Annotated in this window: 25 protein-coding genes and 3 tRNA genes; 26 read left to right on the top strand and 2 right to left on the bottom strand. The window is 39.5% G+C overall.

Annotation, left to right across the window (positions count from 1 at the left end; all coding sequences use genetic code 11):
* Window positions 1–308: 308 nt before the first annotated feature.
* From ANA7108_RS30220 to ANA7108_RS0114410, 6 genes are all read left to right on the top strand, one after another.
* A tRNA-OTHER gene (locus ANA7108_RS30220) sits at window positions 309–435 on the top strand.
* 30 nt (window positions 436–465) lie between these two features.
* Window positions 466–606: transfer RNA gene (locus ANA7108_RS30215), tRNA-OTHER, on the top strand.
* Window positions 607–635: 29 nt separating this feature from the next.
* Window positions 636–754 (top strand) — tRNA-OTHER (locus tag ANA7108_RS30210).
* Window positions 755–806: 52 nt separating this feature from the next.
* The gene (locus ANA7108_RS0114420) at window positions 807–2411 is read left to right on the top strand and encodes a TROVE domain-containing protein (protein WP_016951504.1); all 1605 of its coding nucleotides are present in this window, start codon (window positions 807–809) and stop codon (window positions 2409–2411) included.
* 1323 nt (window positions 2412–3734) lie between these two features.
* On the top strand, window positions 3735–4256 hold the full coding sequence (locus ANA7108_RS0114415) for an NYN domain-containing protein (RefSeq protein WP_016951503.1): 522 nt from the start codon (window positions 3735–3737) through the stop codon (window positions 4254–4256).
* Between the two features lie 98 nt (window positions 4257–4354).
* The gene (locus ANA7108_RS0114410) at window positions 4355–5947 is read left to right on the top strand and encodes a 2-isopropylmalate synthase (protein WP_016951502.1); all 1593 of its coding nucleotides are present in this window, start codon (window positions 4355–4357) and stop codon (window positions 5945–5947) included.
* A 52-nt stretch (window positions 5948–5999) separates the two neighbouring features.
* Here ANA7108_RS0114410 and ANA7108_RS0114405 read toward each other — a convergent pair whose 3' ends face one another.
* Entirely contained in the window at window positions 6000–6422 is a 423-nt protein-coding gene (locus ANA7108_RS0114405; RefSeq protein ID WP_016951501.1) for a DUF29 family protein, read from the bottom strand.
* 246 nt (window positions 6423–6668) lie between these two features.
* On the opposite strand from ANA7108_RS0114405, the gene ANA7108_RS0114400 reads away from it, so the two are divergent.
* From ANA7108_RS0114400 to ANA7108_RS0114380, 5 genes are all read left to right on the top strand, one after another.
* Window positions 6669–7226 (top strand): GNAT family N-acetyltransferase, encoded by a 558-nt coding sequence (locus tag ANA7108_RS0114400; protein WP_016951500.1) that lies wholly within the window; start codon window positions 6669–6671, stop codon window positions 7224–7226.
* Window positions 7227–7240: 14 nt separating this feature from the next.
* Window positions 7241–7747, top strand: coding sequence for a hypothetical protein (locus tag ANA7108_RS0114395; protein WP_026104194.1), 507 nt, complete (start codon window positions 7241–7243; stop codon window positions 7745–7747).
* Window positions 7748–7897: 150 nt separating this feature from the next.
* Window positions 7898–8560 (top strand): ester cyclase, encoded by a 663-nt coding sequence (locus ANA7108_RS0114390; protein ID WP_016951498.1) that lies wholly within the window; start codon window positions 7898–7900, stop codon window positions 8558–8560.
* Window positions 8561–8659: 99 nt separating this feature from the next.
* Window positions 8660–10120: an ATP-dependent DNA helicase RecQ gene (locus tag ANA7108_RS0114385; protein WP_016951497.1), complete on the top strand. Its 1461-nt coding sequence runs from the start codon at window positions 8660–8662 to the stop codon at window positions 10118–10120.
* Between the two features lie 130 nt (window positions 10121–10250).
* Window positions 10251–10535 carry a DUF1778 domain-containing protein gene (locus tag ANA7108_RS0114380; protein ID WP_016951496.1) on the top strand — a complete coding sequence of 95 codons (285 nt, stop codon included), beginning with the start codon at window positions 10251–10253 and terminating at the stop codon, window positions 10533–10535.
* 282 nt (window positions 10536–10817) lie between these two features.
* On the opposite strand, the gene pheS is transcribed toward ANA7108_RS0114380, so the two are convergent.
* On the bottom strand, window positions 10818–11810 hold the full coding sequence (gene pheS / locus ANA7108_RS0114370; RefSeq protein WP_016951494.1) for a phenylalanine--tRNA ligase subunit alpha: 993 nt from the start codon (window positions 11808–11810) through the stop codon (window positions 10818–10820).
* Between the two features lie 319 nt (window positions 11811–12129).
* On the opposite strand from pheS, the gene surE reads away from it, so the two are divergent.
* The 15 genes from surE to ANA7108_RS30525 all read left to right on the top strand — a co-directional run bounded on the left by surE (window position 12130) and on the right by ANA7108_RS30525 (window position 26432).
* Window positions 12130–12927, top strand: coding sequence for a 5'/3'-nucleotidase SurE (surE, locus tag ANA7108_RS0114365; protein WP_026104193.1), 798 nt, complete (start codon window positions 12130–12132; stop codon window positions 12925–12927).
* A gap of 288 nt (window positions 12928–13215) precedes the next feature.
* On the top strand, window positions 13216–14109 hold the full coding sequence (locus ANA7108_RS0114360) for an MBL fold metallo-hydrolase (RefSeq protein WP_026104192.1): 894 nt from the start codon (window positions 13216–13218) through the stop codon (window positions 14107–14109).
* 277 nt (window positions 14110–14386) lie between these two features.
* A complete protein-coding gene (locus tag ANA7108_RS0114355; protein WP_016951491.1) occupies window positions 14387–15490 on the top strand; it encodes a bifunctional riboflavin kinase/FAD synthetase in 1104 nt (367 codons plus the stop codon).
* Between the two features lie 173 nt (window positions 15491–15663).
* The gene (locus ANA7108_RS0114350; protein WP_016951490.1) at window positions 15664–16572 is read left to right on the top strand and encodes a MoxR family ATPase; all 909 of its coding nucleotides are present in this window, start codon (window positions 15664–15666) and stop codon (window positions 16570–16572) included.
* 48 nt (window positions 16573–16620) lie between these two features.
* Window positions 16621–17064, top strand: coding sequence for a hypothetical protein (locus tag ANA7108_RS0114345; RefSeq protein WP_016951489.1), 444 nt, complete (start codon window positions 16621–16623; stop codon window positions 17062–17064).
* Between the two features lie 165 nt (window positions 17065–17229).
* Window positions 17230–19326, top strand: a complete 2097-nt coding sequence (locus ANA7108_RS31265; RefSeq protein ID WP_016951488.1) for an NACHT domain-containing protein — start codon at window positions 17230–17232, stop codon at window positions 19324–19326.
* A gap of 177 nt (window positions 19327–19503) precedes the next feature.
* Window positions 19504–19809 (top strand): hypothetical protein, encoded by a 306-nt coding sequence (locus ANA7108_RS0114335; RefSeq protein WP_016951487.1) that lies wholly within the window; start codon window positions 19504–19506, stop codon window positions 19807–19809.
* Between the two features lie 29 nt (window positions 19810–19838).
* Window positions 19839–20222, top strand: coding sequence for a DUF6516 family protein (locus ANA7108_RS0114330; protein WP_016951486.1), 384 nt, complete (start codon window positions 19839–19841; stop codon window positions 20220–20222).
* Between the two features lie 113 nt (window positions 20223–20335).
* On the top strand, window positions 20336–20875 hold the full coding sequence (locus tag ANA7108_RS0114325; RefSeq protein ID WP_016951485.1) for a cytochrome c: 540 nt from the start codon (window positions 20336–20338) through the stop codon (window positions 20873–20875).
* Window positions 20876–21229: 354 nt separating this feature from the next.
* A complete protein-coding gene (gene secA, locus ANA7108_RS0114320) occupies window positions 21230–24022 on the top strand; it encodes a preprotein translocase subunit SecA (protein WP_016951484.1) in 2793 nt (930 codons plus the stop codon).
* Between the two features lie 203 nt (window positions 24023–24225).
* Window positions 24226–25119, top strand: a complete 894-nt coding sequence (locus tag ANA7108_RS27380) for an S-4TM family putative pore-forming effector (protein WP_016951483.1) — start codon at window positions 24226–24228, stop codon at window positions 25117–25119.
* Window positions 25120–25257: 138 nt separating this feature from the next.
* Window positions 25258–25485: a hypothetical protein gene (locus ANA7108_RS0114310; RefSeq protein ID WP_016951482.1), complete on the top strand. Its 228-nt coding sequence runs from the start codon at window positions 25258–25260 to the stop codon at window positions 25483–25485.
* Window positions 25475–25867 (top strand): type II toxin-antitoxin system VapC family toxin, encoded by a 393-nt coding sequence (locus tag ANA7108_RS0114305; protein ID WP_016951481.1) that lies wholly within the window; start codon window positions 25475–25477, stop codon window positions 25865–25867. The genes ANA7108_RS0114310 and ANA7108_RS0114305 overlap by 11 nt, the downstream gene beginning before the upstream one ends.
* Window positions 25868–25898: 31 nt before the next feature.
* Window positions 25899–26216, top strand: coding sequence for a helix-turn-helix domain-containing protein (locus tag ANA7108_RS0114300; protein ID WP_016951480.1), 318 nt, complete (start codon window positions 25899–25901; stop codon window positions 26214–26216).
* A gap of 39 nt (window positions 26217–26255) precedes the next feature.
* Window positions 26256–26432 (top strand): hypothetical protein, encoded by a 177-nt coding sequence (locus tag ANA7108_RS30525; protein WP_016951479.1) that lies wholly within the window; start codon window positions 26256–26258, stop codon window positions 26430–26432.
* The last annotated feature ends 14 nt before the right edge of the window (window positions 26433–26446 follow it).

The following is a 26446-nucleotide window of genomic DNA, read 5'->3' as shown; positions in this document are numbered from 1 at the left end:
ATATCAGCCATTATTCGGCAAAAGCCATTTACATAGGGAAAAAGTGGCGCGTGACACCAAGAAAAGAATTTTTTCTATCCCCTTGACAACTAAAAATACATATACTACTGTAATACTACAAGCGACATTCCCAAAGGAGTTAGCTTTCACTGTAGCGGATAGCTCAAACGTCAGAGCGCCCACCTTGCCTTTTTAGGCCGACTTATCGAGGGTTATCGTAATAACATTAAATACCCTTGATTAAAATCCCGGAGATGCAGACTAAATTTCTGCTCCGCTACACCCAAAACAATTTTGGATTTTTTAGGTGGTGGGTAGCCAAGTGGTTCAAGGCGCTTAACATCCTTTTTCATACCTTGCCTGCAAAGGCCGACGAATGAGGGTTATCGTTTAAAGAACGAGCATTCGCGGGTTCAAATCCCGCTCCACCACCCAATTAATTTTGATTGTTGACTTATTTTACGTGCGGGAATAGCTCAGTTTGGTAGAGCGTTAAACGGGGTAAAACCCATATTCCTTGGTTAACAAACTTGCCTGCAAAGGCCGACTTACTAAGGGTTATCGTCACTTTAAAGGTCGCTGGTTCAAATCCTGCTTCCCGCGCCAAACTTCAATTTCATCCAAAATTCATCATGTGGTGGGTAGCCAAGTGGTAAGGCATTTTATATCCTTATTCACAACCTTGCCTGCAAAGGCCGACGAATTGAGGGTTATCGTTGAAAAACATTCGCAGGTTCAAATCCTGCTCCACCACCTTCCACTTTGTGGAATCTTAAAATTGCCTGAAAAGGCCGGGAGAAGAAGCCATGAATTACAACTTCTTTACTAAAAACAAAAATACTACACCTCAAAATCAGCCTATTCCCGGACGGGAAACTGAGATGATCAAAGGACGTAGTGGCGGCTATATGTTCGATGCTGGTATTTGGAAAATGCTGCGTCGGTGTTTATTGATAGGCACAGCAAAAAGCACGTACTACGCTGGTAAACAGGAATTAACAGAAGATTTTGCTAATGTTGTCACCGAAGCCGTTGCCGAAAATCCTGGCCGCGTAGCCGAAGAAATTCTCTATGCTAGTGATGGTCGCGCCATCAATAACAGTGCGCCTATTCTAGCTTTGGTATTGCTATCAATGGGTGAAACACCAGAAGCTAAAAAGGCATTTGGTGAAATCTTCCCCCAAGTTGTCCGCACTGGTAGCCATTTCTATGAATGGTTGAACTACACCAAATCTCTGCGGGGTTTCGGTAAAGTTATCCGCGAAGCCGGGAAAAATTGGCTTTCACGGGAAGATGTCAAAGGATTGGCTTATCAACTTTTGAAATATCAACAACGTCAAGGTTTTACTCACCGTGATGCTTTGCGGTTGTTTCACGTCAACCCACCTACAGAAAATCACCGTCAATTATTTGAGTGGGTGGTGAAAGGTTGGGAAGAATTACCAGCAGATATCCCCTCAGATGCGTTAGCGCAGATTTGGTGGTATGAATGGCTGAAGCGTAACCCCAGCGAAACTCACACAGCGATTTCTCAAGGACGCTTAACCCATGAAATGGCTGCACCTGTGGGCAAAATGGATAAGCAAGCTTGGAATTTGCTATTTCAAGAAATGCCGATTGGGGCAATGTTGCGGAATTTAGGTTCTTTGACTCAATTGGAGGTTTTGCGGGCTGATGAAACCGCGAATTTGCAGCGTGTGGAAGCAGTTCTGAATAACCAAGAACATCTGCGAAAAGGTCGAATTCATCCTATTGACGTTTTGAAAGCCCTCAAAACTTATCAATCTGGAGGTAGTTTAGGACGCAGTCAGAAAACATGGCAACCAGTATCTCGCATTGTGGACATTTTAGAAAAAGCGGTGGAATTGTCTTTTGAAGTTGTAGAACCGACTGGTAAAGTGTTCATGCACGCCGTAGATATTTCTGGTTCTATGGGTAGCTTGGTTGCAGATATGGGTTTGAGTTGCTGTGAAATCGCCACGACAATGGCGTTAGTGACAGCTAAGGCTGAGAAAAATTATGAGATTCGCGGTTTTTCTACTCAGTTTAAAGATTTAGAAATTACTGCAAAGGATAGTTTTAGTTCTGCGGTTCGTAAAGCTAGTAATCAAAACTTTGGCGGAACTGATGCTGCTGTGGCTTATGACTGGATGATTAAGAATAAGTTGAAGGCTGATGTTGTCTGCTTTTGGACTGACTCGGAAAGCTGGGCAGGTAATAAGCATCCTAGTCAAGCTTTGCAGGAATACCGGAAAAAGATCAATCCTCATGTGAAGGCGGTTTATGTGACTTTAACGCCTTACCAGATTACTTTAGTAGATCCAAAAGATCCTTTGTCTTGGGATTTATCAGGATTTGATCCGAGTATTCCGCGCATCATCCAAATGTTAGCTAATAAAGTTGTGCTGTAGATTGTCTGATAAAGGATAAAGATAATTTTATCCTTTGTCTTTCCTTATAGCTGTCCCTCGTTCGCAGTAATTGGTTAAAAAAATAAATTATGAGTGAAAATAGAATAAAAGCATCAATTTTTACTCAAGCTGATAGTCTTAAATAATTACAAGAATTAATTAAAGATGGTGTTCATTATCATTATCTTTTTGGAGTAAAATTGTCCTCTAATCGATTTGTCTACATCTTTTTGGAGATAAGAGGATGAACTTACTAAAGCTTTAAGTAAATTAGGAGATGTTGTTGTTCATCAAACAGGTAGCCGTATTCGATTGACAAGTTCAGAAAATCGTGAATATCGTATTACTATTCCTATAGATGTAAAGAAATATTACTATTTTTTCATTGATTTGTCTTTGTCACTTCTCATCTGTCACTCGACAAAAACCTTGGGAAATTGGTGATTATCTGCATCACCATACTTGTTTGGTGTATTAAAAATTATATCTAAAACTACTGAACTCACACCCGACATTATCAACTTGGTGATAATGTGGTTATGGGCTGCACATTTATCAGGCCAAGATTTGACATAAAACTTCAGTAAAAATATTATATATTTGTGAAATATGCTTTAATTATTACTAAACTTGCATAAGTACATTTAACCTCAAACGCTCTTTATACAAATACGGCTAAACTATCTGTCTGACTAGAGTCCTATCTCTAATTGTTGTAAAGATATGAACTAACCTGATTTCACCTTTGCAATTGAAGACAGCTAGATTCTATCCTCCTTTAGTATTAAACTTAACCAATTGAACAGGAGGAGGAAAAGAAACTTTGATTCTCCTATCACTAACCCGTATAATTTGTTTTGGCAGCGTGTAGGTAAAAGATGGCTTGTGAACAAGGTTATACTAGGACACTCTGCCAGAGAGTCTTCTCTCTCCGCTTAAATATTAATACGTACCAGTAAATAATTCCTGCGGTTAATGAGAAAATATATTGATCGGTATCAGCCTAAATTCTACCTAAATACCTATGCTATACCTCTTTAGGAGTAAACTTGATTGATATGCAGATCGGAATGCTGTTAAGGAGTCAATTTTATTGGTAGATTTTGATCACAGGGCATCTTTGAAATAGTTGGAGGTTAAACAGGTTTAGTTATAAGTCTCTCAAATTTAATGTTTTAGCGAACTTTCTGCTTTGACAGAGGTAAGATAAAAGCTATACATGAAAACTACCTTTTATAGATATTAGCGACTTTGACAATTAAGAATTGCTATAATCTATTCTTCCATCTTACATTCTTATCTATTATTTAGGTGTAAATTTCTATGGGTTCTCCAATGAATCGTCTGTCTATTTTTGTAGATGGAAACAATATGTTCTATGCTCAACAAAAAAATGGCTGGTTTTTTGACCCGCGACGAGTGTTAGAATACTTCAAAAACGAGCAATCAGAAACGACATTGATTAATGCTTTCTGGTACACGGGATTAAAAGATCCACAAGATCAACGTGGTTTTCGAGATGCGCTAATTAGCCTGGGATATACAGTACGCACTAAAATTCTCAAAGAATACTATGATGATGTCTCTGGTCGTTACTCGCAAAAAGCGAATTTAGATATTGAAATTGTTGTAGATATGTTTAATACAGTAGACCAGTATGACAGAGTTGTCTTATTCAGCGGAGATGGCGATTTTGAAAGAGCTATAGAACTATTACGCTCAAAAAATACGCATATAACAGTTGTATCGACAGAAGGAATGATAGCTAGAGAGTTACGTAATGCTACTGATAGATATATAGACTTGAATGATATTAGAGACCAAATAGAAAAAACGGAAGGTTAGTAAAATTAACAATTATTTACAAAGCCAAGAGTTAAAAAATAAGTTTCAAGGTATTTTAAGCTCACAATCAAAACTAAACAACCCGAAACAAAAAACAAATGAGGAATCAAGCAGACAGAATTATCATTTTTGATACGACACTGCGAGATGGAGAACAGTGTCCAGGAGCGACATTAAACATTGACGAAAAGCTGATTATTGCCAAGCAATTAGCGCGTCTGGGTGTGGATATTATTGAAGCTGGTTTTGCCTTTGCAAGTCCTGGAGATTTTGAGGCAGTTAAGAAAATTGCCCAAACTATAGGTACAGAAGATGGCCCTGTAATTTGTAGTTTGGCTAGGGCAATTAAAGCAGATATCGAAGCGGCAGCAGAAGCATTAAAACCAGCAGTTCATGGCAGAATTCACACCTTTATTTCTACTTCTGATATTCACTTAGAGTATCAACTGCGGAAGTCAAGAGCAGAAGTGTTAGCGATCGCAGAGGAAATGGTAGCCTATGCTAAATCCTTCATGGATGATGTCGAATTTTCACCAATGGATGCGGCTCGTACTGATCCAGAATACCTTTATCAAGTATTAGAGAGAGCGATCGCAGCTGGTGCAACAACAGTTAACATTCCTGACACCGTAGGTTACACCACACCCAGCGAATTTGGGGACATGATTAAAGGCATTATCGAAAATGTCCCCAACATCGACCAAGCCATTATTTCCGTTCACGGCCATAACGATTTAGGTTTAGCTGTTGCTAACTTCTTAGAAGCCGTTAAAAATGGTGCAAGGCAATTAGAATGTACCATCAACGGTATTGGTGAACGGGCAGGAAATGCGGCTTTAGAAGAATTGGTCATGGCACTGCACGTCCGCAGACAATACTTTAACCCCTTCTTAGGACGGTCTGAAAATTCCGAAGCACCCCTGACAAATATTGACACCAAACAAATTTATAAAACTTCACGTCTTGTTTCTAGCTTAACGGGAATGTTGGTGCAACCAAATAAAGCCATTGTCGGGGCTAATGCCTTTGCACACGAGTCTGGTATTCACCAAGATGGAGTCTTGAAAAACAAGCTCACCTATGAGATTATGGATGCTCAATTGATTGGTTTGACAGACAATCAAATTGTCTTGGGCAAACATTCTGGGAGAAATGCTTTTGGTACTCGCTTGAAAGAATTGGGCTTTGAACTGTCAGAAACCGAATTAAATAAAGCCTTCGTCAGATTCAAAGAATTAGCGGATAAAAAGAAAGAAATCTCAGATTGGGATTTGGAAGCCATTGTTAACGATGAAATCCAACAATCACCTGCTTTGTTTCAGGTAGAGTTAGTTCAGGTTTCTTGCGGTAGCAACGCCAAACCCACGGCTACAGTTACTCTTCGCACCCCCGACGGGGGAGAATTAACCGATGCAGCTATCGGTACAGGCCCAGTAGATGCAGTTTATAAAGCCATCAATCGGGTGGTGAATGTACCTAACGACTTGATTGAATTCTCTGTACAATCGGTTACAGGAGGAATTGATGCTCTTGGGGAAGTAACCATCCGCTTGAAATATGAATCGCGTGTTTTTTCAGGTCATGCAGCCAACACCGATATCATTGTGGCATCAGCTCAGGCTTACGTAAATGCACTGAATAGGTTGTATGCAGCATTGCAACAACAAGCCAAGGAAGAGGTGACAGCATAGAAGGTGTAGAGACGTTTCATGAAACGTCTCTACATTATTTACCACCAGATATCTATTTTTGAATTAATTCCAAAGCATGACTTAATACTTCTTGTTCTTCTACCATAGCTGCTAATTCTTCAGTTTCATAACGTCCCTCATAAGCTTCTAGCGCCGCTCTTTTTAGTGATACTTGATATCCTTGTTGGAGAATTTCCAATAATTCTGTTTGATTCAAGTAAACACCACCAGATTTGCGGCGTTTGTTAATTTTATTGATTTCTCTCACTGCATTTTCAATAGATATTTCCGAAGAACGGGTAGAACGTTTTTCAGCTTTTTGTTTAATTAAATGAATAAGTAGAATTACGCCGTAACTATCAATTTTATTGATTTTATCACTGAGGCTCATTTCTTCTAATTCATCCACCAATAGTAAAGCTTCAGGAATTTTACCTTGTTCTAGAAGTTGTCTGAGTTCTAATAATTCTTCCATGTTATTTGCTGAACTTGTGATTAATAATTAATATTTATTATATTTTGAATTTATTACTAGTGCATAAGATAATCTGTTCGGAAATTAATTGCATTAAAGGAATTTCTTTAAATAATACACGGTCGTCTATAAAAGGAGTATATTTAGTTGCTTATTCAATAAGATTAAATTATGTTTTTAGATACGCCACAAAACCATATTCAGCAATAAACTTAACTTCTAATAAAAATATAAAAAGGTGTATTAGTGCAGCTACAAATTCAATTAAATCGAGGTACAGATAACTCACCAGTTAACGCCAATCTTATTGAATTATCTCAAAAGCACATCCATGATTATGAAAACTTATGGCGCGAACAGTTGCGAGTTTTTCAAGCAGAAGATAAGTTTTGGGATTGGTTATTTAAACTGGGATATATTACCAAACAAGACAACCAAGAAGGGTATGCACTGGAATCTGAAGGTTGTACTCAAGGGTTAATGATGATGGAAACTCAATTACACGGTTCACGCTCTGCAATTGGGCAAAGATTAGTATATATTCAGTACATTACCTCTGCTCCTTGGAATCGTAAAGAAATACAACGTCCACCACGATATAAAGGTGTAGGGACTGCATTATTGAGATATGCACGACTCAGAAGTGTAGAGTTAGGTTATGGTGGAAGAATTGGACTACGACTACATTCACTTCCAACTGCGGAACGATTTTATGAAAACCAAAATATGCTCAATCTTGGTATTGATGAAGAATACGAGAATCTTACATACTTTGAATATGGTATGTTACGACTACAAGAATAATGAGCGAAATTATTATGAATAATAATCAAAATGTAGCAACAGCTATTAATTTACTTTTTAACCCAGCATCTCTCCAAGAAGCAATTCAAATTGAAGATGAAACCGACTGTGACGTAACAGCAGGATTAGATTGGGGTTTAGCAATTCCCGCTTTATTGCAAAATCCTGGAATGTTTGGAAGATTGACACAGTTGCGCGTATCACTCAACCGAGAATTGTGGTTACTCCTAAAAGAATGGAATTTAGGTATAGGAGAAAAAACAGCTTTAGAAGTAGCACAGAAATGCTTGATTCAAAGACTACAATTACCTGAACCTGTAGCTTTATCAGCACTGCAAGAAATTCTTAAGCAAGATGAATTATATAATGTTGAAGAATTTATATCTAATCGGGACGTATTAAAGTCGCTTTTGAATATTTTACTATTAAATAGTGATTGGGAAGAAATAGCTGTAGCCGCTGCGAATTCAGTTCGAGAACAGGTAATTTATCAAGTAGGCGTTAATCAGATTTCCGCATAAAGGCAAGTTTCGATGACTCTAAAAAATATCCATATACTATGCTTTTAAGATTGATTAGCAATTTTATTACATAAAATATTTAAGTATGATTAAATTTGCTACCAAAACAGTTTATACTGCTAAAAGCTGTTTTTGGTCAGTATAAAGTTAATGAGTACCGATAAAACCACGGAATTACCGCTTTGGGTGCAAGATAGAGAAGTAGTGCTATCCCATGATGAGGGTGTACAATGGCGAGAAGGACAAAAGCCAGACTATTCTTTCACTAATGAATATTTGCATAAAGAAAGTAAATACAACCATCCAGAAGGTTCATTAGAAGCGATCGCTCAAAACTTAGTTCGCACCTTTGAAATGGAAGCTTCTCATAAACTGAATCCTGAACAGTGGCTTTCTATTGTTGCAGATAAGTTTAGAATGAGTAGCAACGGCGGACAACAATACACTGCACAAGAAGTTGTTAAGGAAGGAACTTATAACTTATTTATAGTTGACAACCAGCATTATTGTCCTGCGGCTGAAACCTTTGAATCTTCATTTGAATTATTTCACAAAGCCTTTCCTAATGGCTTTTTGTGGGAGTTAACAGAAGTGCTATCTGGACCTCCTAACGTTACCTTTAAATGGCGACATTGGGGAACATTTACTGGCACATATAAAGATTATGCACCCACAGGGGAAACAATAGAAATCACGGGTATGAGTATTGCTCGTGTGACGGAAGATGTAAAAATAGAATCTTTAGAGCATTATTTTGATAATAATGCCTTTTTGCAAAAATTAACCGCAGGTGGTTGTCCATTTCATTCTTAATATATATGGTAGGGGTTTAGCATTGCTAAACCCTTACTTATAAAATTACAAATATATAGATGAGATTTTATTTCTCCTAATTTAGTTGATAATTTTAATATGAATATTTCCAGTAACACTTCATTAAAAGAAATAAAAACAGCATTAAAACAAATCTGGGGTTATGATGATTTTCGTCCACCACAGGGAGAAATTGTCAAGAGTTTATTATCCCAAAAAGACGCATTAATTATTATGCCTACAGGTGGGGGAAAATCAATTTGTTTTCAACTTCCCGCACTGCTAAAAACCGGATTAACTTTAGTAGTTTCTCCCTTAGTAGCACTAATGGAAAACCAAGTTGAAGAACTCAAACAGCAAAATCAAAAAGCAGCACTTTTACATAGTGAATTATCTACATCCCAACGTCGTGCAACTTTGCAAGCTTTAGAAAAACAACAATTAAGATTATTATATTTATCACCAGAAACTTTACTAAGTCCTCCAGTTTGGGAAAGATTATCTCATCCCCAATTACAAATTAATGGAATTATCCTTGATGAAGCTCATTGTTTAGTACAATGGGGTGATACATTTCGTCCAGCTTATCGCAGATTAGGTGCAGTTCGTCCAGCGTTATTAAAATCAAAACCACCAGGAACTAAAATTAGTTTAGCAGCTTTTACAGCAACGGCTGATCCTTCAGCCCAAAAGATTATCTCTACAGTTTTACAATTACAGCAACCTGATAGTTTTAAACTTAATCCTTACCGTAATAATTTACATCTTAGTATTCGTATTGCTTGGACACCAAAAGGAAGAAAACAACAATTATTAAAATTTATTCAAAATCGACTAAATCAAACAGGTTTAATTTATGTCCGCACTCGGAAAGATAGCGAGGATTTAGCCGAGTGGTTAACAGAGATAGGATTTAATACTGCTAGTTATCATGCAGGATTAGGTGCGACAGAAAGACGCGCAGTAGAAGCAAGTTGGTTAGGTGGAAAAATACCCTTTGTAGTGTGTACCTGTGCCTTTGGAATGGGGATTAATAAAAGTGATGTGCGGTGGGTGATTCATTTTCATGCACCACATTTGCTATCTGAATATGTGCAAGAAATGGGACGTGCTGGAAGAGATGGAAAACCAGCAGAAGCGTTAACTTTAATCAGTGAACCGACCGGATTTTTAGATGCTGAAGATAAACAAAGACAGCAGTTTTTTCAAGAACAAATGTTTAAGCAACAACAAAAAGCCCAACAGTTAGTGAAAAAGTTACCAAAACAAGGAGAAGTAACATCTGTAACGCGACAATTTCCTGATGCTGCAACGGCGCTTTCTTTACTTCATAGTACTGGACAATTGCAGTGGCTTGATCCTTTTCATTATGCGATTTCTAGAAACTCTGGAAGTCAGCCACAAATGCAATTACAAGCTGCTAAACAAATGAGTGAATATTTGAATACTAAAAAGTGTCGTTGGCAATTTTTGTTAAATGCTTTTGGTTTTAGTCAAGACGTAGGGGTGGGGTCTCCCCACCCTTGGCGTTGTGGACATTGTGATAATTGCAAAAATTAGTCAGTTGGTATCGCTCACTTTGTATCTTAAAACAATGGTAGACTGGCGCAATAAAATTTTATTTGTGTGTACATTATTGTACGCCTAAAATGCTATAATCTAAATTCAGGATGTTCGCTAAATCGCCAAGATGTTAGAAACCTCTTCACCCAAAGACAGTAGACTTGACTTGAGGGTTACACAAGAGCAAAAAGAACTCTTAGAACAAGCAGCAGCCCTTAAAGGAGTTTCCTTGAGTGCGTATACTCTTTCTCATCTGCTTCCCATTGCTAGACAGGAAATAGATTCTCATGAAAGACTAGTTTTATCAAGTCGTGATAGAGATTTATTTATGTCTGTAATGGAAAATCCTCCACAACTCAAGGGAAAACTCAAAACTACCCTGAAAAAGTTTCGGGATAAATATGACAAATAGTGAGGGGAGATTGAATTTTCTAACTATTGAGAAGAAATATAGAAAGGATTCCTTTAGAAACAATTTCTAAAGAGTTAGAATTTTAACAATTTCAACATTTATATGCAGTAACTTTATATCAGAATATCAAAGATTCTAAAATACGTTTTAATCTTTGAATAAAGTCTTGTTGCTGCGCCTGTAAAACTTTTTGCCAAGTAAGTTCTGTCATGATTGATTCTGAACTGAAATCGTTGGTTCATTTCAAAGAATTATCAAGGGCGGGGAAACCCCGCCCCTACGTTAAAATTGCTGTAAAAAGCGCAAATCGCTATTATACAAACGGCGAATATCATCAATTTGATGTAAAACCATTGCAAAACGTTCTACACCAAAACCAGCAGCAAAACCACTATAAACTTCAGGATCATAACCTACTGATTTAAGTACATTGGGGTCAACCATACCGCAACCCATGACTTCCAACCAGCGGCCATTCCACTGCAAATCAACTTCCGCAGAAGGTTCGGTAAAGGGGAAATAACTAGCACGGAAACGAATTGGTAAATCACCAAACATCGCTTGTAAAAATATCTTCACAGTACCTTTCAAATCTGTAAAAGTTAGCCCTTCATCAACAGCTAACAATTCAATTTGATGGAAAACTGCCGAGTGAGTTGCATCTACATCATCTCTTCGATAAACTCGTCCTGGGGCGACAATTTTAATCGGTGGTTCTTCCTTTTCCATGTAGCGAATTTGCACCGATGAAGTATGAGTCCGTAGCAAATTACCATCTGGTAAATAGAAAGTATCCTGCATATCACGGGCTGGATGGTCTTGAGGAGTATTAAGAGCCTCAAAATTGTAGTAATCTGTTTCCATCTCCGATCCTTGGGCTACGGTGTAACCCATACCGACAAAGATATCCAAAGCTTGGTCAATGATACCATTGAGGGGATGAATGCGACCTTGGGGACGGTAAATACCGGGCATAGTCACATCTAAAGTTTCAGACTCTAGCTGTGCTTCAATTTGAGCAGATTCTAAAATGGTGCGTTGTTGGTCAAGAGAGTTTTGGATAGCTTCTTTAACTGTATTAGCGATCGCGCCAATTTTGGGACGCTCCTCCGCACTCATTTGTCCCATGCTGCGTAACAGCGCACCCAATTGACCTTTTTTGCCCAAATAGTTAACTCGCAGTTCTTCCAGGCGTTCCAGGGTATCAGCAGATGCGATCGCTGCTTCTCCTTCTTGGCGCAATGCTAAAAGTTGATCCTCTAAATTGCTAGTCATTGGTCATTATCTTTAGTTATTACTCATCAAAAAAGGGAACAGCGAATAGAGAACAGAGAACAAAATTTCCTATTTCCTGTACCTTCACTTTCGTGGCAGGTTTCAGGTGGACTATGAAACCCTATTTGAAACCCCCTGTTCCCTGTTACCTCTTTAATAGTCTATAGTCCAAAGTTATGGACTGGAGAAGAAATAAGCTTTGTAATGTGCCATTAATAAACTAGACTATTTCTCTTTTTAGCAGTTTAGAGGTATTTTTTATTCTTTACTTGTGACCGCAGACACTGACAAGCGACCCTTAACTGATGAATATCGAAGTATGAAATTACTAATTAGCAACGATGACGGCATTTACGCACCGGGTATCCGTACCTTAGCTAACTGCTTGGCAGCAGCGGGTCATGAGATTACAGTCGTTTGCCCAGATCGAGAAAGATCAGCAACAGGACACGGACTAACCTTACATCAACCAATTCGCGCCGAAATGGTTGAATCACTTTTTCATCCAGCCATCAAAGCATGGGCTTGTGATGGTACACCTTCCGATTGTGTAAAATTGGCATTATGGGCATTATTAGATTCTCCTCCTGACCTAGTGCTATCAGGCATTAATCAAGGTGCCAATTTAGGAACAGAAATTCTTTACTCTGGAACTGTTTCAGCCGCAATGGAAGGTGTGATCGAAGGCATTCCCAGCATTGCCTTAAGTTTAACCAGTCATACACACAAAGACTTTCACCCAGCTGCGAACTTTGCCAAAATCTTAGTTGATCAACTAGTAGCAGAACCTCTTCCAGGCTTGATGTTGCTGAACGTCAATATTCCTCCCATCCCATCGGAAGAAATTGCAGGTGTCACTTTTACTCGCCAGGGAGTGCGCCGCTACGTTGATGTTTTTAACAAAAGAGTAGATCCACGAGGAAAAACTTACTACTGGTTAACAGGAGAGGTGGTGGAGGACATAGAACCGCCCACAGAGTTGAATTTACCGTTAAACATTCCTACGGATGTCCAGGTTATCCGTGAAAACTACATCAGTATTACCCCATTGCAATACAATCTTACTTATGCCAATGCACTGCAACAATTATCGAAACGGGAATTTAAACTTCCGTAAATTTTTGGTTTTCTGGCCAGATACCAACCTAAATTAAATTCATGTCCGCACAATTTAAGCTATAAAGTTAGGAGATATATTGAGATTATTGAATAAGTATAAACTCTAGTGTCTAAGAAAGTGGTATACTTCAGTACATCACTTCTGATTTACCAAAAAGTTCTTAAAAAGAGTATGCTATTTTACCAAAAATTACTTAGTAACAACGGTAGTAAGGCAGCATAAACTAAAAAAAATAAGATCCATTGCTTTGAATTTATCGCCCGCTCAGTCCAGCAACCAACACCCATGTCTAGGATAGAGAACCAATTTACCGTACAATTTTGGGGCGTCAGGGGCAGCATCCCCTGTCCAGGTCTAAAAACCGTCCGTTACGGGGGTAACACCCCTTGCATAGCAATGCAAGCTGGCGGTAAACGCTTAATTTTTGATTGTGGTACAGGAGTTCATGTTTTGGGGCAATCTTTATTAGCCCAAATGCCCGTAGAAGGCCACATATTCTTTACTCATTGCCACTGGGATCATATGCAGGGGTTCCCTTTCTTTACCCCAGCATTTATCAAAGGTAATAAATTTAATATTTATGGAGCGATCGCACCAGATGGCTCGACAATTGAGCAACGGCTCAATGATCAGATGCTGCATCCCAACTTTCCCGTACCCTTGCAGATCATGCAAGCCAACTTAAATTTTTACAACATTAAAGCGGGGCAACCAATCGAAATCGATGACATTTTCATAGAAACCGCACCTTTAAATCACCCAGGTGAAGCCGTAGGATATAGAGTTAACTGGCGAGGTGGTTCTGCTGTTTACATCACAGATACTGAACATTTTCCCAATAAATTGGATGAAAATGTCCTGTGGCTATCACGGGATGCCGATATCTTGATTTACGACTCCACCTATACAGATGATGAATACTATTCTCCAAAATCACCGAAAATTGGTTGGGGACATTCCACGTGGCAAGAAGCTGTAAAAATAGCACAAGCTGCCAACGTCAAAACCTTGGTGATTTATCACCATGACCCCGCCCACAACGATGATTTTTTAGATAATGTCGGCAAAGAAGCAGTTGAGAAGTTTCCTGGTGCAATCATGGCACGAGAAGGATTAGTACTTCAGGTTCCAGTCTTAGATCCTTTAACAGAATCTTTTCCCGTCAGTAAGTCAGTGTAATTCGTAATTGATAATGCGTAGTAAAGATTCTAAATTGCAGGGATTCATAGATTTTAGATTAAATTGGTGATCAGGAGCTTTCAGCGCCAGAGCCTACTTGTTACTTAGATGGCGACAACTGGTAGACTAGCTTTGTATTGGCACCAGCAGTCCAAAACAGCCTCTAGATGCCTGTCTAAGGGCTGAATGTAGGTAAAAAACTCAGGGGCTTATATTTCCCCTCACAGGGTTGCCGAGCGCTGATAGCTAAGATAAACCTAAAAATCCCAGAATCCACGTGCTAAATTTGTCTCAAAATGGGTGTTCTGTGTGGGTTGCTTCCTCGACCGAATTGGCTCTGACACCAACTGCTGTTGCGCTTGGAAAATTTGATGGTGTTCATCTTGGTCATCAGAGGGTAATCCAACCAGTTTTGCAGTCAATTGGGAGTGAAGAAGGTTGGGGAAATGGGGAGAAATTACCAGAAAGCTTACCCATTAATCCCGCTGACTCATCAACTCTGGCATCACCCCAAAAACGTGCGTACTCAACAGTTGTCACTTTTGATCCCCATCCACATGAGTTTTTTACAGGCCAACCCCGTGCCTTGTTAACACCGCTGGATGAAAAAGTTCAACAGTTGCGATCGCTTGGGGTAGAACAACTGGTATTATTGCCCTTCGATAAAGAACTATCAGCCCTATCACCTGAAGAATTCGTCGAAAAAATTCTTGTCCAACAACTGCAATGTCAACGAATCAGCGTTGGTCAGGATTTCTGTTTTGGTAAAAAGCGCACGGGAACTGCCCAAGATTTACAAATACTCGCCGCCAAATACAAGATACCCGTAACCATCGTTCCCATCCAAACTGATACAAACGATTTACCCGCAAATGGTAGAAGCCTGAATATTACTTCAAGTGAAGACCATCGCATTAGCACTTCATTAATTCGCCAAACTTTACAAGAAGGTGATATTCAACGGGCCACTCGCTTATTAGGTAGACCTTACACCCTGACAGGATTAGTTATCCCCGGTCAACATTTAGGTAAAACCATCGGCTTTCCTACCGCTAACCTCCAACTACCAAAAGACAAATTTTTACCCCGTCAAGGAGTTTATGCAGTTCGGGTTATCATCCTCAGCGAAACTTCAGATACGCCTCCTACTCAGAACTTAGGTGTAATGAATATCGGCAATCGCCCCACTGTCAACGGTACTTATTGCTCCGTAGAAGTACATTTGTTAGATTGGTCTGCTGATTTATACGGTAAAAACCTAGTTGTGCAACTAGTAAAATTTTTGCGTCCTGAACAAAAATTCCCTTCTCTCGAAGCCCTAAAAACCCAAATTCAACTTGACTGCACCGTAGCCAGAGAAATTTTGAGTACAGAATGCTGAATTGGTAATGTTAATAGGGAACAATGTATATAGAAGAAGGTGACAGGTGACAGGTGACAGGTGACAGTGAAGAGGAAATAGGTAAGAAGTAATATGTTATTCTCCCAACCTCCCAACCTCCCAACCTCTCCAGTCTCCAGTCCCTAGTCCCCAGTCCCTAATACCTAGTAAGCATGAGAGAAAAAATTGACGCTTTAACGCAAAATCTGGCTCGTACCATTGTTGGCAAAAATGAAGCAGTACGCTTAGTGCTAGTTGCTTTGCTGGGTGGTGGTCATGCCCTACTAGAAGATGTTCCTGGAGTTGGTAAAACCCTGCTGGCCAAATCTCTAGCGCGATCGCTTGATGGTAAATTTCAAAGGATACAATGTACTCCCGATTTACTGCCAACAGACATCACCGGCACTAACATTTGGAACCCAAAAAGCGGCGAATTTACTTTTCTCCCTGGGCCAGTATTTGCCAATGTTCTGCTATCTGATGAAATCAACCGTGCCACCCCACGCACCCAGTCAGCTTTACTGGAAGTAATGGAAGAGTATCAAGTCACAGTTGATGGTGTCTCTCGTCCCGTTCCTCAGCCTTTCTTTGTCATTGCTACCCAGAACCCCATCGAGTACCAAGGCACATTTCCCCTGCCAGAAGCACAAATGGATCGGTTTATGCTGTCTTTGAGTTTGGGCTATCCCTCAGAGTCAGAAGAACTACAAATGTTGCAAAGTATTCAGCAGCGTCTACAAGTTGATGATTTACAACCTTGTATTACCTTGGCAGAAGTTGCTCAGTTACGCCGACTTTGTTCTCAGGTACAAGTGGAACCCTCCTTGCAACAATACATCCTGGAATTAGTGCGGACAACGAGACAGGATGAAGAAATCACTCTCGGCGTTAGTCCTCGTGGTAGTGTGGCATTACAAAAAGCTACCCAAGCACTAGCTTTTATCTCCGGCAGAGATTACGCTCTTCCTGATGATGTCAAGTTTCTCGCGCCTTACGTTCTGTGTCATCGTCTCATTCCTAGAGGTGGACGCAATGCTAAAACTGTAGTTGAGCGATTATTGCGATCTGTGCCGATTCCTTAAAATATCATTGGTACAAAGTATAAAAAAATCTCTTAGTAGGAAAAATCCATGTTTGGTAAAAAGCAGCCAGAACAACCAAGCCAATCCCAAAGCATGAGCGGTGTAACAGCTACTGGTGCTGTAATTGGACAACAACAAGCAGGACGTGATGCCCAGCAAAATCAATCAGGGAAACTGGAAACACAGCAGGAAATCACTCATACAGATGTAGTTAAACAATTAGAAAATCTGGAAATAGCCGTAAAAGCTGCAACACTGACTCAAGATGAGAAAGATGAACTGCTGGACTATTTGCGACCTGCCAAGCGCGAAGCAGCCAAAGATGGTGTGAATAAAGACATGGTGGGGCAGTACCTGAAACCTGTCAGTGAGACGTTGAAAACCATGAAAGACACTACAGAAGCCGGAAAGAGCCTGTGGACAACTGGACAGGAAGTTTTTGGAGCGATCGCACCCTGGCTAGGAGCGGCTGCAAAACTGATTGGAATGTAGAGACATTTATGAGAGTTATCTATCGGTTGCAGTACCCTTAGACCTCTCTCCTTGTAGGAGAGAGGCTTTCAATTCTCCCCATTCCCTTGTAGGGAAGAGGGTTGGGGGGTTAGGTCTGTATTTCTCCACTGCTAAAAGACATCTGGTGCAATTTGGGTGTGGGTAATGGGTTCACAAGATCAAAATATTGATAATAGCTCACTTGAAAATAGTGAGGTTCAGCAGACTCAAGCAGGGCGAGATGCAGTTAGTTTTCAAAATAGCCAAGATAACCAAGTCACTATTAATAACATTATCTTGCGGCTGTTTGGCAACTCAGAACCACAAAAGGTTGATTGGGAATGGGGAAAGTTATTACTAGAAAAAAAGCAGTTACCTGATATTCGTCAACGCTTGACTGATACCTTGGGAAAGAAACGCATTTCTATAAATATATCTTTTGCAGAACAACTATCTTGGGTAAATCGCACTTTGCAGATTAATGGTCAAGATTACGGAAATCTTGATGCTAATAAACTACTGATTGAGACTTATGGACGGGATGATATTGCCGGAAAATTGCTGATTTTAGGAGCGCCGGGAGCCGGGAAAACTACAGCATTATTGAGTTTAGCAGAGCAGTTAGTTTGCGGTGCGCTAGAAAATCCCAAAACTGTAATTCCCGTTATCTTTGAGCTTTCCACTTGGCGCGATGATAACCAAAGCATTGAGCAATGGCTAATTGAGCAACTTTATGAACTACACGGGGGAAACCGCAAATATAAAATTTATGAACGCTGGTTAGAACAACAAGTTTTATTACCTCTGCTAGATGGGTTAGATGAACTGGGACTAGAAAGACAGAAAAAATGCACCATCAAACTCCAGGAATTTGCCCAGAATTATCCTCATGTTTTAGTCTGCTGTCGTCTCAAAGAATTTGAAGCGGTAGACCTGAAGCTAAAAACTCTCAGAGGTGCGGTGTGTCTTCAACCTTTATCGGATATCCAAATTCAAGATTATCTCCATAGCCTAAATCGCTCAGAATTATGGTCAGTGATTCAGAAAAATTCTGACTTGGAAAAGCTGTTAGAACTGACTTCAGAGGGTGATCCGGGTTTGTTACGCGTGCCGTTATTTGTTAAGCTGGTTGTTGATGTATATGACCCAGAACAACCCATTAGCAGCAAAGTAGACTTATTAGAGAAGTATATTGATCGTCAGTTATCCATAGATACCCGTGAGCAAGACCGCCGCAAAGAAAAAGCACAGGGTAAATGGGCATATAAAAAAGTGGAAAACGAACCCCACTGGAGACAAACTCGCAAAACTCTCAGTTGGATAGCAAGGCAATTGCAAGCTAACAACACAGTGGAGTTACTAATTGAGCAAATGCAACCGAGTTGGCTTGAGTCTAAATCTTTACGGAGGCGCTATCGGCTGATTTTTGGGCTGATTTTTGGGCTGATTTTTGGGCTGATTCTCGGGCTGATTTTTGGGCTGATTTTTGGGCTGAGTTTCGGGCTGATTTTCGGGCTGATTTTCGGGCTGATGGTCGGGCTGACTTCCTGGCTGATTTTGGGGCTGATTGGAGGGCTGATTTTGGGGCTGATTGGAGGGCTGATTGGAGATTTCAACAAGATTGAACCTGTAGAATCGTTTCAAATTCCCATGTCTCGCTCAGAGAGACAAAAAATGTTCAATGTTTTTTGTAAAAAGCTGATTTTCCATCTGACTTTCGGACTGATTTTCGGGCTGACTGGATGGCTGATTTTGGGGCTGACTTTCGGGCTGATTTTCGGGCTGACTGGATGGCTGATTTTCGGGCTGACTTTCGGGCTGACTTTCGGGCTGATTGAAGGGGTGTTTTACGGACTAAAGCAAGAATTAAAGGTGAGATCACTTCCTAATCAGGGAATTTGGAATTCATTAGGAAGTATGCTTTGGATAACCGCATTAAGCTATCCTTGTATGCTAATTCTAGTCTTTAATCTGGTTAATCTTATATATTCCAATTATACAAAAGTGGTAATAACACAAGAATATTGTTTATTATTCGGACTATTTGGGGCAATAGTAAATGGCTTTTCAATGGGAGGTGGAAGAGTCTGTTTGAAGTACCTTGCCCTACGCTTCGTTCTTTGGCAAAGTGGTATACCTTGGAATCTTGCCCGCTTCCTTAACTACTGCGTTGAGAGGCGCTTACTTTTGCGTGTTGGTGGCCGTTACCGCTTCCTGCACAGAGAACTTCTCGACCATTTTGCTCAGTCCAGTAATCCCTGAGCTTGCATATTATCATTAGCAATAAGCGCAACATCCTGTGAGTCTGAGGATAAATGAAATATAATCAGGATATACAGCACATTGCATATCTATTAGGTACAATAACCAACAAGCTTTGTAAAATAAGAGTTTTCAAGCTGAATTTGGTGTAAATTACTCAACGGTAAAAATTACATTATGAATACCCAATTAGTAGAATCTATCGCTCAAATTATCCTCTCTCTATCTCCAGCAGAAAGACAGCTTTTAGAAAGTAAAGTTAATCAGGTAAAATCATCTTCACTATCTGTCAATTCAACACAACAAGATATCTCAGATTTAGAACAAAGTTTAAAGAATTTTGAGACAAAATATAAAATGTCTTCTAGCGAATTCTATCAAAAATTTCAAGCAGGACAATTAGGAGATGAAATAGATTTTTTTGAATGGAGTGTATTTTATGAAATGTGGATAAATGCTCAACAATATATCCACAATAAATAATAAATTTAATACAATAGCATAGTTAACCGATGGAATTACAAGATTATATTAATACGGTAAAAATCAAGTTAGCAACAAGTCGCATCATTATCAAAATATCAATTGTGGAAGAAAAAATTTTATTTGATCGGGGATATTTCCGAGCTAGATTAACTTTAGTAAATAATGATTTTTTAGAAATAGCAGAATCCTTTACCGTTATTAACGGACATTTTGTCACCCTGGGTTATCGTTATCAGTGGATGAATGAAGAAAAGCAAAATTTAAGAAAACGCTGGGATAATGTGCAACATTTTCCAGATTTACCTAATTTTCCCCATCATGTTCATATAATAGAAGAATCTAATGTAGAAGCTAGTGAATCTCGTAATATTCTAGAATTAATTGAACTCATTGAAAAAGAATTAATTTAATTAAGTTTAAAAAATAAACCCTGTTAATAAATCATAAATGATGCAATTAAATGTTATACATTGTATATTAGGTATGCAAAATACTAGATATCTAACTTCAAGCAATTAAACTAATGTCTACTTTATTTAAACATAAATCATCCCATCCAAAACTGAAACGCCAACTGCTGATTGTGATGCTAGTTATTTTTGCTTGGAGTATAGCCATAGGATTCATACTAGGTTTAGCCACCAGCACCCAAGCAGCAAAACCCACCCCCTCAATTGGAACTGTTGACGTAGTACCTGCACAATACCAACTAGGGCAAGAATTATATTTAGAAAACTGCGCCAGCTGTCACATTGGTATCCCACCAGCAGTTTTACCTACCCAAACATGGAAAAATCTTCTGGAAGACTCCCAGCACTATGGCGTACAACTTAAGCCTTTAATCGATCCGCCGCGCATTTTAGTGTGGAAGTACCTTTCAACTTTCTCTCGTGTGCAGCTACAAGACGAAACAACACCCTATCGCGTCAATGATTCCCGTTATTTTAAAGCTTTACATCCTGGTATCAAATTACCCAATCCTGTAAGCATGAGTAGTTGTGTCAGTTGTCATATTGGTGCTGATAAGTATGACTTCCGCAGTCTGACACCAGAGTGGGAGTAGGAGTAGGGATTGGGAAGATGGGGAGATGGGGAGATGGGGTGACGCGGTGACACGGAGACGCGGAGAAATAATTACCTTCTGTCCCCTGCCCCCTGCCCCCTGCCCCCTGCACCCTGCACCCTGCCTCCAATGCCCCATCTAGCGGCAAAATGATACTATGAAGGCAATTTAAAATAAGATATAAGTTAAAACCAATCATTTATTTAGGTGATTGGTTTGTTTTTATTCTGTTTTTGAGTTAATTCTGGTTTTTCACCCATCCACAAGCAAAATGGCTGGGTTAGGTTAAATGTCTATAATCAAATAACCAAAGCTTTAATCTCCATTCCCCTTGATTTAGTTCTATAAACTGCCATGCTAAAACTTTTGTTGGGCGATCCCAACGCTCGTAAGCTTAAAAAATACCAACCTGACATTACAGAAATTAACCTTTTAGAGGAAGAAATTAAGGCGCTCTCTGATGAAGACTTAAAAGGTAAAACCATCGAGTTTAAACAGCGTCTGGCTAAAGGCGAAACACTAGATGATATCTTACCTGAAGCTTTTGCCCTTGTCCGGGAGTCAGGACGGCGAGTGCTGGGGTTACGGCACTTTGATGTGCAACTCTTAGGTGGGATAATTCTCCACACTGGGCAAATTGCCGAAATGAAAACCGGTGAAGGTAAAACTTTGGTTGCTACCTTACCGAGTTATTTAAATGCCCTAACTGGTCAAGGTGTACACGTTATTACCGTTAATGATTACCTGGCACGTCGGGACGCGGAATGGATGGGTCAGGTACATCGGTTCTTGGGGTTAAGTGTGGGGCTAATTCAGTCCACCATGACCCCCACTGAACGCCAAAAAAACTATGCTTGTGATATTACTTATGTCACCAACAGTGAGATAGGCTTTGACTATCTGCGGGATAACATGGCGACATCGATGGCGGATGTGGTACAACGCCCGTTTAATTATTGCGTTATTGACGAGGTAGACTCGATTTTAGTTGATGAGGCGCGGACACCGCTGATTATTTCTGGGCAGGTGGAAAGACCGACAGAAAAGTACTTAAAAGCGGCAGAAATTGCTTTTACTCTCAAAAAAGATGAGCATTACGAAGTCAATGAAAAAGATCGTAACGTTCTGTTGAGTGATGAAGGCTTTGCAGAAGCAGAAAATCTTTTGAATGTGACAGATTTATTTGACCCAGAAGATCCTTGGGCGCATTTTGTGTTTAATGCGATTAAAGCTAAGGAATTGTTTCTTAAGGATGTGAATTATATTGTCCGTAATGATGAAGTTGTCATTGTCGATGAATTTACAGGTCGGGTACTGACGGGACGACGCTGGAGTGATGGTTTACACCAAGCGGTTGAAGCGAAGGAACACGTAGAAATTCAGCCAGAAACCCAAACTTTAGCCACAATTACCTATCAAAACTTGTTTTTGCTGTATCCCAAGTTGGGGGGAATGACGGGAACTGCAAAAACTGAAGAAGTCGAGTTTGAAAAGATTTACAAACGGGAAGTAACTATTATTCCCACCAATCGGGTGAGAAGACGGGAAGACCTGTCTGATATGGTATTTAAGACCGAAGCGGGCAAATGGAATGCGATCGCTCAAGAATGCGCCCAAATGCACGAAAATGGTAGACCTGTGTTAGTGGGAACCACCAGCGTTGAAAAATCTGAACTTCTCAGCCGACTCTTGAAGGAAATCAACATTCCCCATGAGTTACTCAACGCTAGACCAGAAAACGTGGAACGGGAAGCAGAAATTGTCGCCCAAGCCGGACGCAGGGGCGCTGTAACTATTGCTACGAATATGGCGGGAAGAGGTACGGATATTATTCTCGGTGGTAACTCTGAGTATATGGCGCGGTTGAAGTTGCGAGAATACTTTATGCCCCGCATCGTCAGCCCAGAAGATGAAGATATTTTTAGTATGCAAAGGGCTTCTGGACTACCTATGGGTGGTAGTGGTGGTGGTCAAGGTTTTGTTCCTGGTAAAAAGGTGAAAACTTGGCGGGCTTCCCCGGAAATTTTCCCTACCCAGTTGACAAAAGAGACAGAACAGCTTTTGAAAGAAGCGGTAGAAGTGGCTGTAAAAGCTTACGGTGAGCGCAGTTTGCCGGAGTTGGAAGCCGAAGAAAAGGTAGCTGTAGCGGCAGAAAAAGCACCTACAGATGACCTGGTAATTCAGAAATTGCGGTCAGCTTACCAAAGCATTAAGAAGGAGTATGAAGTATTCACCAGCACTGAACATGATGATGTGGTGAATAGAGGCGGTCTGCACGTGATTGGCACAGAACGTCACGAGTCACGGCGGATTGATAACCAATTGCGTGGACGGGCGGGAAGACAAGGTGATCCAGGAACGACAAGATTCTTCCTCAGTTTAGAGGATAACTTATTACGGATCTTTGGGGGCGATCGCGTTGCCGGCTTGATGAATGCGTTCCAAGTAGAGGAAGATATGCCGATTGAGTCGGGTATGTTAACCCGCAGCTTAGAAGGCGCACAGAAAAAGGTAGAAACCTATTACTACGACATCCGCAAACAGGTGTTTGAGTATGACGAGGTGATGAATAACCAACGTCGGGCTATCTATGCAGAACGTCGCCGCGTTTTGGAAGGTCAAGACCTCAAGGAACAGGTAATTAAATACGCTGAAAAAACGATGGACGACATCGTTGATTATTACATCAACCCTGATTTACCTTCGGAAGAATGGGAGTTAGAAAAGTTGGTGGATAAGGTGAAGGAGTTTGTTTACCTGTTGGCTGATATGCAAGCTAGTCAGTTGGAGGATATGGGAGTACCGGAAATTAAGGCTTTTCTCCATGAACAAGCGCGGATTGCTTATGATATGAAGGAAGCGCAAATTGACCAAATTCAACCAGGATTAATGCGTCAAGCGGAACGGTTCTTTATTCTCCAACGCATAGATACTTTGTGGCGTGAACATCTGCAACAAATGGATGCTTTGCGTGAGTCGGTTGGTTTGCGTGGTTATGGACAAAAAGACCCTCTGATTGAGTATAAGAGTGAGGGTTATGAGTTGTTCTTGGATATGATGGTGAATATCCGCCGTGATGTGGTTTATTCGCTGTTTATGTTCCAGCCACAGGCGCAGCCTACTGTGCAGACTTCTGAGATGGTTTAAGAAAGATTTTTTTCACGCAGAGACGCAGAGGCGCAGAGAGTTTCTTTCTGCGTCTTTTGTTTTTTGGTGAGAAGGGGAGGAATGAACCGCGAAGGCGCAGATACGCAAAAGTTTGGAGTAATTTTGACCGTTTATTGGCATTTCAGCTACAAATGTAGTATAGTTGTATTTATTGGTTATATTCACTTACTAACAAAACCTTTATGGCTCAAACTGTCAATGTAGCTTTCGATGAATTTTTAAAAGATTATGTAAACCTAGATATAAAAGACACTGCAAAGGCTAGAAATAGCAGAGATTGGCTTATAGAAGAGCAAATACATTCGTTTCCTTATAAAGATCTATACTTTCCACGTTTCTATTCAGAGAAAGATATTTATTTTGGTTCTTTTGCCAGACGTACAAAAAAGAGACCACTTGATGATATTGATATTATGATTGCTTTGAGTGCTGAAGGGTCAACTTACTATGAGTATACTAATGGTGTAATTGAAATGTATGTACCTGATTCTGCCTACAAATTAAAAATGCTTTGTAATGATGATACAAATACACTCAATTCACGAAAAATTCTGAATAAATTTAAGTATTTACTTAGCAAAGTTCCACAATATCAAGAAGCTGACATTAAAACGAATTTAGAAGCTGTTACACTTAAATTAAAGTCTTACACCTGGAATTTTGACATTGTACCCTGCTTTTTTACCAATCCAGAATTATCTGGTAGAACTTATTATTTGATTCCAGATGGTAAAGGCAATTGGAAAAAAACAGACCCCAGAATTGATAGATATAGAGTGACTGAAGTAAATCAAGCTCATAATGGCAATGTTTTAAATGTAATAAGATTAATGAAATTTTGGAATAAAAGGCAAACCATGCCATCAATGGGTTCATGGCAGCAAGTCATCAATCGTAGAATTCCATCTCAAGAACTAGAAAGGGAATCATACATTCTACAAAATCAAATTTATGATAACCGTCGTCTTAGTCCATTAATTTTTGACTGGCTATACTCTCGATTAAAAAAACAAAATGAAGAACAAATGAATAAAGGTGCGGAAGTGTTGATTAAAGAATTGCTTCAAACTCCATAGACATTCTTTGCATAGCTTGTATAATACAACTATCAGTCAAGAGGTCTGACCTTTTCAGATCGTGGTAGCAAGGTCTACCCTTGACTGACTTTGATTTCCCAAAAACACAGTATTTAACAATGCTAGGAAGAAAATGTTATGACTACATCTATTGCTGACCAAGTTATTGAACAATTAAAAATAATGCCTCAAGACTTGCAATATGAAGTCCTGGCATTTGCCCGCAGTTTGACAAAATCAAAAATCAAAGGTGTTCCCGGTAAAGAATTACTAAAATTTGCAGGTTCAATACCCAAAGAAGATTTACAGCTAATGAGTGAAGCCATAAAACAAGATTGTGAACAGGTTGACTTTGATGAATGGTAGATACTTGCTCGATACTAATATCATTATTGCTTTCTTTGCTGATGAAATAGTAATCAAAAATAACCTTGCACAAGCAAATGAAGTTTTCATTCCCAGTATTGCAGTCGGGGAATTGTGTTATGGTGCGAGAAAATCTGGACGCTCAAAAGAAAATTTAGAACGGATTGAAGAATTTATTGCTAATAATACTGTACTTGAATGTAATGCAGAAACATCACGAAAATACGGTGAGATAAAAAACCAGCTACGGTTAAAAGGTCGTCCATTACCTGAAAATGATATTTGGATTGCTGCTATAAGTCTTCAATATAATCTAATTTTAGTTACACGCGATGCTCATTTTCAGGAAGTCGAAAATTTACAAACAGTTTCTTGGATATAGCACGCAAATTAGAAGATAAAAAGAAATAATCATGACAGAAAATATAGAAATAAAAACCAGCAGCGGTAACGTATTTGCTGATTTAGGTTTACCCAACCCAGACGAAATGCTAGTAAAAGCAGAACTAGCACGAAAAATCAGTAATGCTATCACTGCACGTCATATCACCCAAGCAGAAGCGGCTGAATTATTAGGAATTGATCAGCCAAAAGTTTCTGCTTTAATGAGAGGAAGACTTACAGGCTTTTCTCTAGAAAGAATGTTTAAATTTCTGAATACTTTGGGAATTGATGTGGAAATTACAGTCAAACCTAAATCGAGAGATAATGCACGGATAACTGTAGTTTAATTTGTGCTTCTGAAAATTCAAAATCCAAGGAAGAAATATATGACTACTTTAGCGAAAGAATTATTAAGCACATTTGATAGTTTACCAGAATTAGAAAGACTAGAAATAGCTCTAGAGATTTTGAAACTGGTTACAAATTTAGACTTTCCACCTTTATCAGATGAATATTTAGTTGGGAATGCTGAAGAACTTTTTTTAGAATTAGATCAATACTAAACATATAGTAACAG

This window comes from Anabaena sp. PCC 7108, from assembly GCF_000332135.1.
In the GTDB taxonomy this organism is placed as follows: domain Bacteria; phylum Cyanobacteriota; class Cyanobacteriia; order Cyanobacteriales; family Nostocaceae; genus Anabaena.
The sequence above is the reverse complement of the archived record's forward strand: the minus strand, read 5'-3'. Positions and strand labels throughout refer to the sequence as shown.

Excerpts from the sequence above, each read along its gene's own strand:
- ANA7108_RS0114410 (WP_016951502.1), top strand. The coding sequence starts at position 4,355 with ATGAGGAATCAAGCAGACAGAATTATCATTTTTGATACGACACTGCGA.
- ANA7108_RS31265 (WP_016951488.1), top strand. The coding sequence starts at position 17,230 with ATGGGTTCACAAGATCAAAATATTGATAATAGCTCACTTGAAAATAGT.
- ANA7108_RS0114405 (WP_016951501.1), bottom strand. The coding sequence starts at position 6,422 with ATGGAAGAATTATTAGAACTCAGACAACTTCTAGAACAAGGTAAAATT.
- ANA7108_RS27380 (WP_016951483.1), top strand. The coding sequence starts at position 24,226 with ATGGCTCAAACTGTCAATGTAGCTTTCGATGAATTTTTAAAAGATTAT.
- ANA7108_RS0114325 (WP_016951485.1), top strand. The coding sequence starts at position 20,336 with ATGTCTACTTTATTTAAACATAAATCATCCCATCCAAAACTGAAACGC.
- ANA7108_RS0114395 (WP_026104194.1), top strand. The coding sequence starts at position 7,241 with ATGAATAATAATCAAAATGTAGCAACAGCTATTAATTTACTTTTTAAC.
- secA (WP_016951484.1), top strand. The coding sequence starts at position 21,230 with ATGCTAAAACTTTTGTTGGGCGATCCCAACGCTCGTAAGCTTAAAAAA.
- surE (WP_026104193.1), top strand. The coding sequence starts at position 12,130 with ATGAAATTACTAATTAGCAACGATGACGGCATTTACGCACCGGGTATC.
- ANA7108_RS0114345 (WP_016951489.1), top strand. The coding sequence starts at position 16,621 with ATGTTTGGTAAAAAGCAGCCAGAACAACCAAGCCAATCCCAAAGCATG.
- ANA7108_RS0114415 (WP_016951503.1), top strand. The coding sequence starts at position 3,735 with ATGGGTTCTCCAATGAATCGTCTGTCTATTTTTGTAGATGGAAACAAT.
- ANA7108_RS0114390 (WP_016951498.1), top strand. The coding sequence starts at position 7,898 with ATGAGTACCGATAAAACCACGGAATTACCGCTTTGGGTGCAAGATAGA.
- ANA7108_RS0114385 (WP_016951497.1), top strand. The coding sequence starts at position 8,660 with ATGAATATTTCCAGTAACACTTCATTAAAAGAAATAAAAACAGCATTA.
- ANA7108_RS0114420 (WP_016951504.1), top strand. The coding sequence starts at position 807 with ATGAATTACAACTTCTTTACTAAAAACAAAAATACTACACCTCAAAAT.
- ANA7108_RS0114360 (WP_026104192.1), top strand. The coding sequence starts at position 13,216 with ATGTCTAGGATAGAGAACCAATTTACCGTACAATTTTGGGGCGTCAGG.
- ANA7108_RS0114310 (WP_016951482.1), top strand. The coding sequence starts at position 25,258 with ATGACTACATCTATTGCTGACCAAGTTATTGAACAATTAAAAATAATG.
- ANA7108_RS0114305 (WP_016951481.1), top strand. The coding sequence starts at position 25,475 with ATGAATGGTAGATACTTGCTCGATACTAATATCATTATTGCTTTCTTT.
- ANA7108_RS0114335 (WP_016951487.1), top strand. The coding sequence starts at position 19,504 with ATGAATACCCAATTAGTAGAATCTATCGCTCAAATTATCCTCTCTCTA.
- ANA7108_RS0114350 (WP_016951490.1), top strand. The coding sequence starts at position 15,664 with ATGAGAGAAAAAATTGACGCTTTAACGCAAAATCTGGCTCGTACCATT.
- pheS (WP_016951494.1), bottom strand. The coding sequence starts at position 11,810 with ATGACTAGCAATTTAGAGGATCAACTTTTAGCATTGCGCCAAGAAGGA.
- ANA7108_RS0114380 (WP_016951496.1), top strand. The coding sequence starts at position 10,251 with ATGTTAGAAACCTCTTCACCCAAAGACAGTAGACTTGACTTGAGGGTT.
- ANA7108_RS0114330 (WP_016951486.1), top strand. The coding sequence starts at position 19,839 with ATGGAATTACAAGATTATATTAATACGGTAAAAATCAAGTTAGCAACA.
- ANA7108_RS0114300 (WP_016951480.1), top strand. The coding sequence starts at position 25,899 with ATGACAGAAAATATAGAAATAAAAACCAGCAGCGGTAACGTATTTGCT.
- ANA7108_RS30525 (WP_016951479.1), top strand. The coding sequence starts at position 26,256 with ATGACTACTTTAGCGAAAGAATTATTAAGCACATTTGATAGTTTACCA.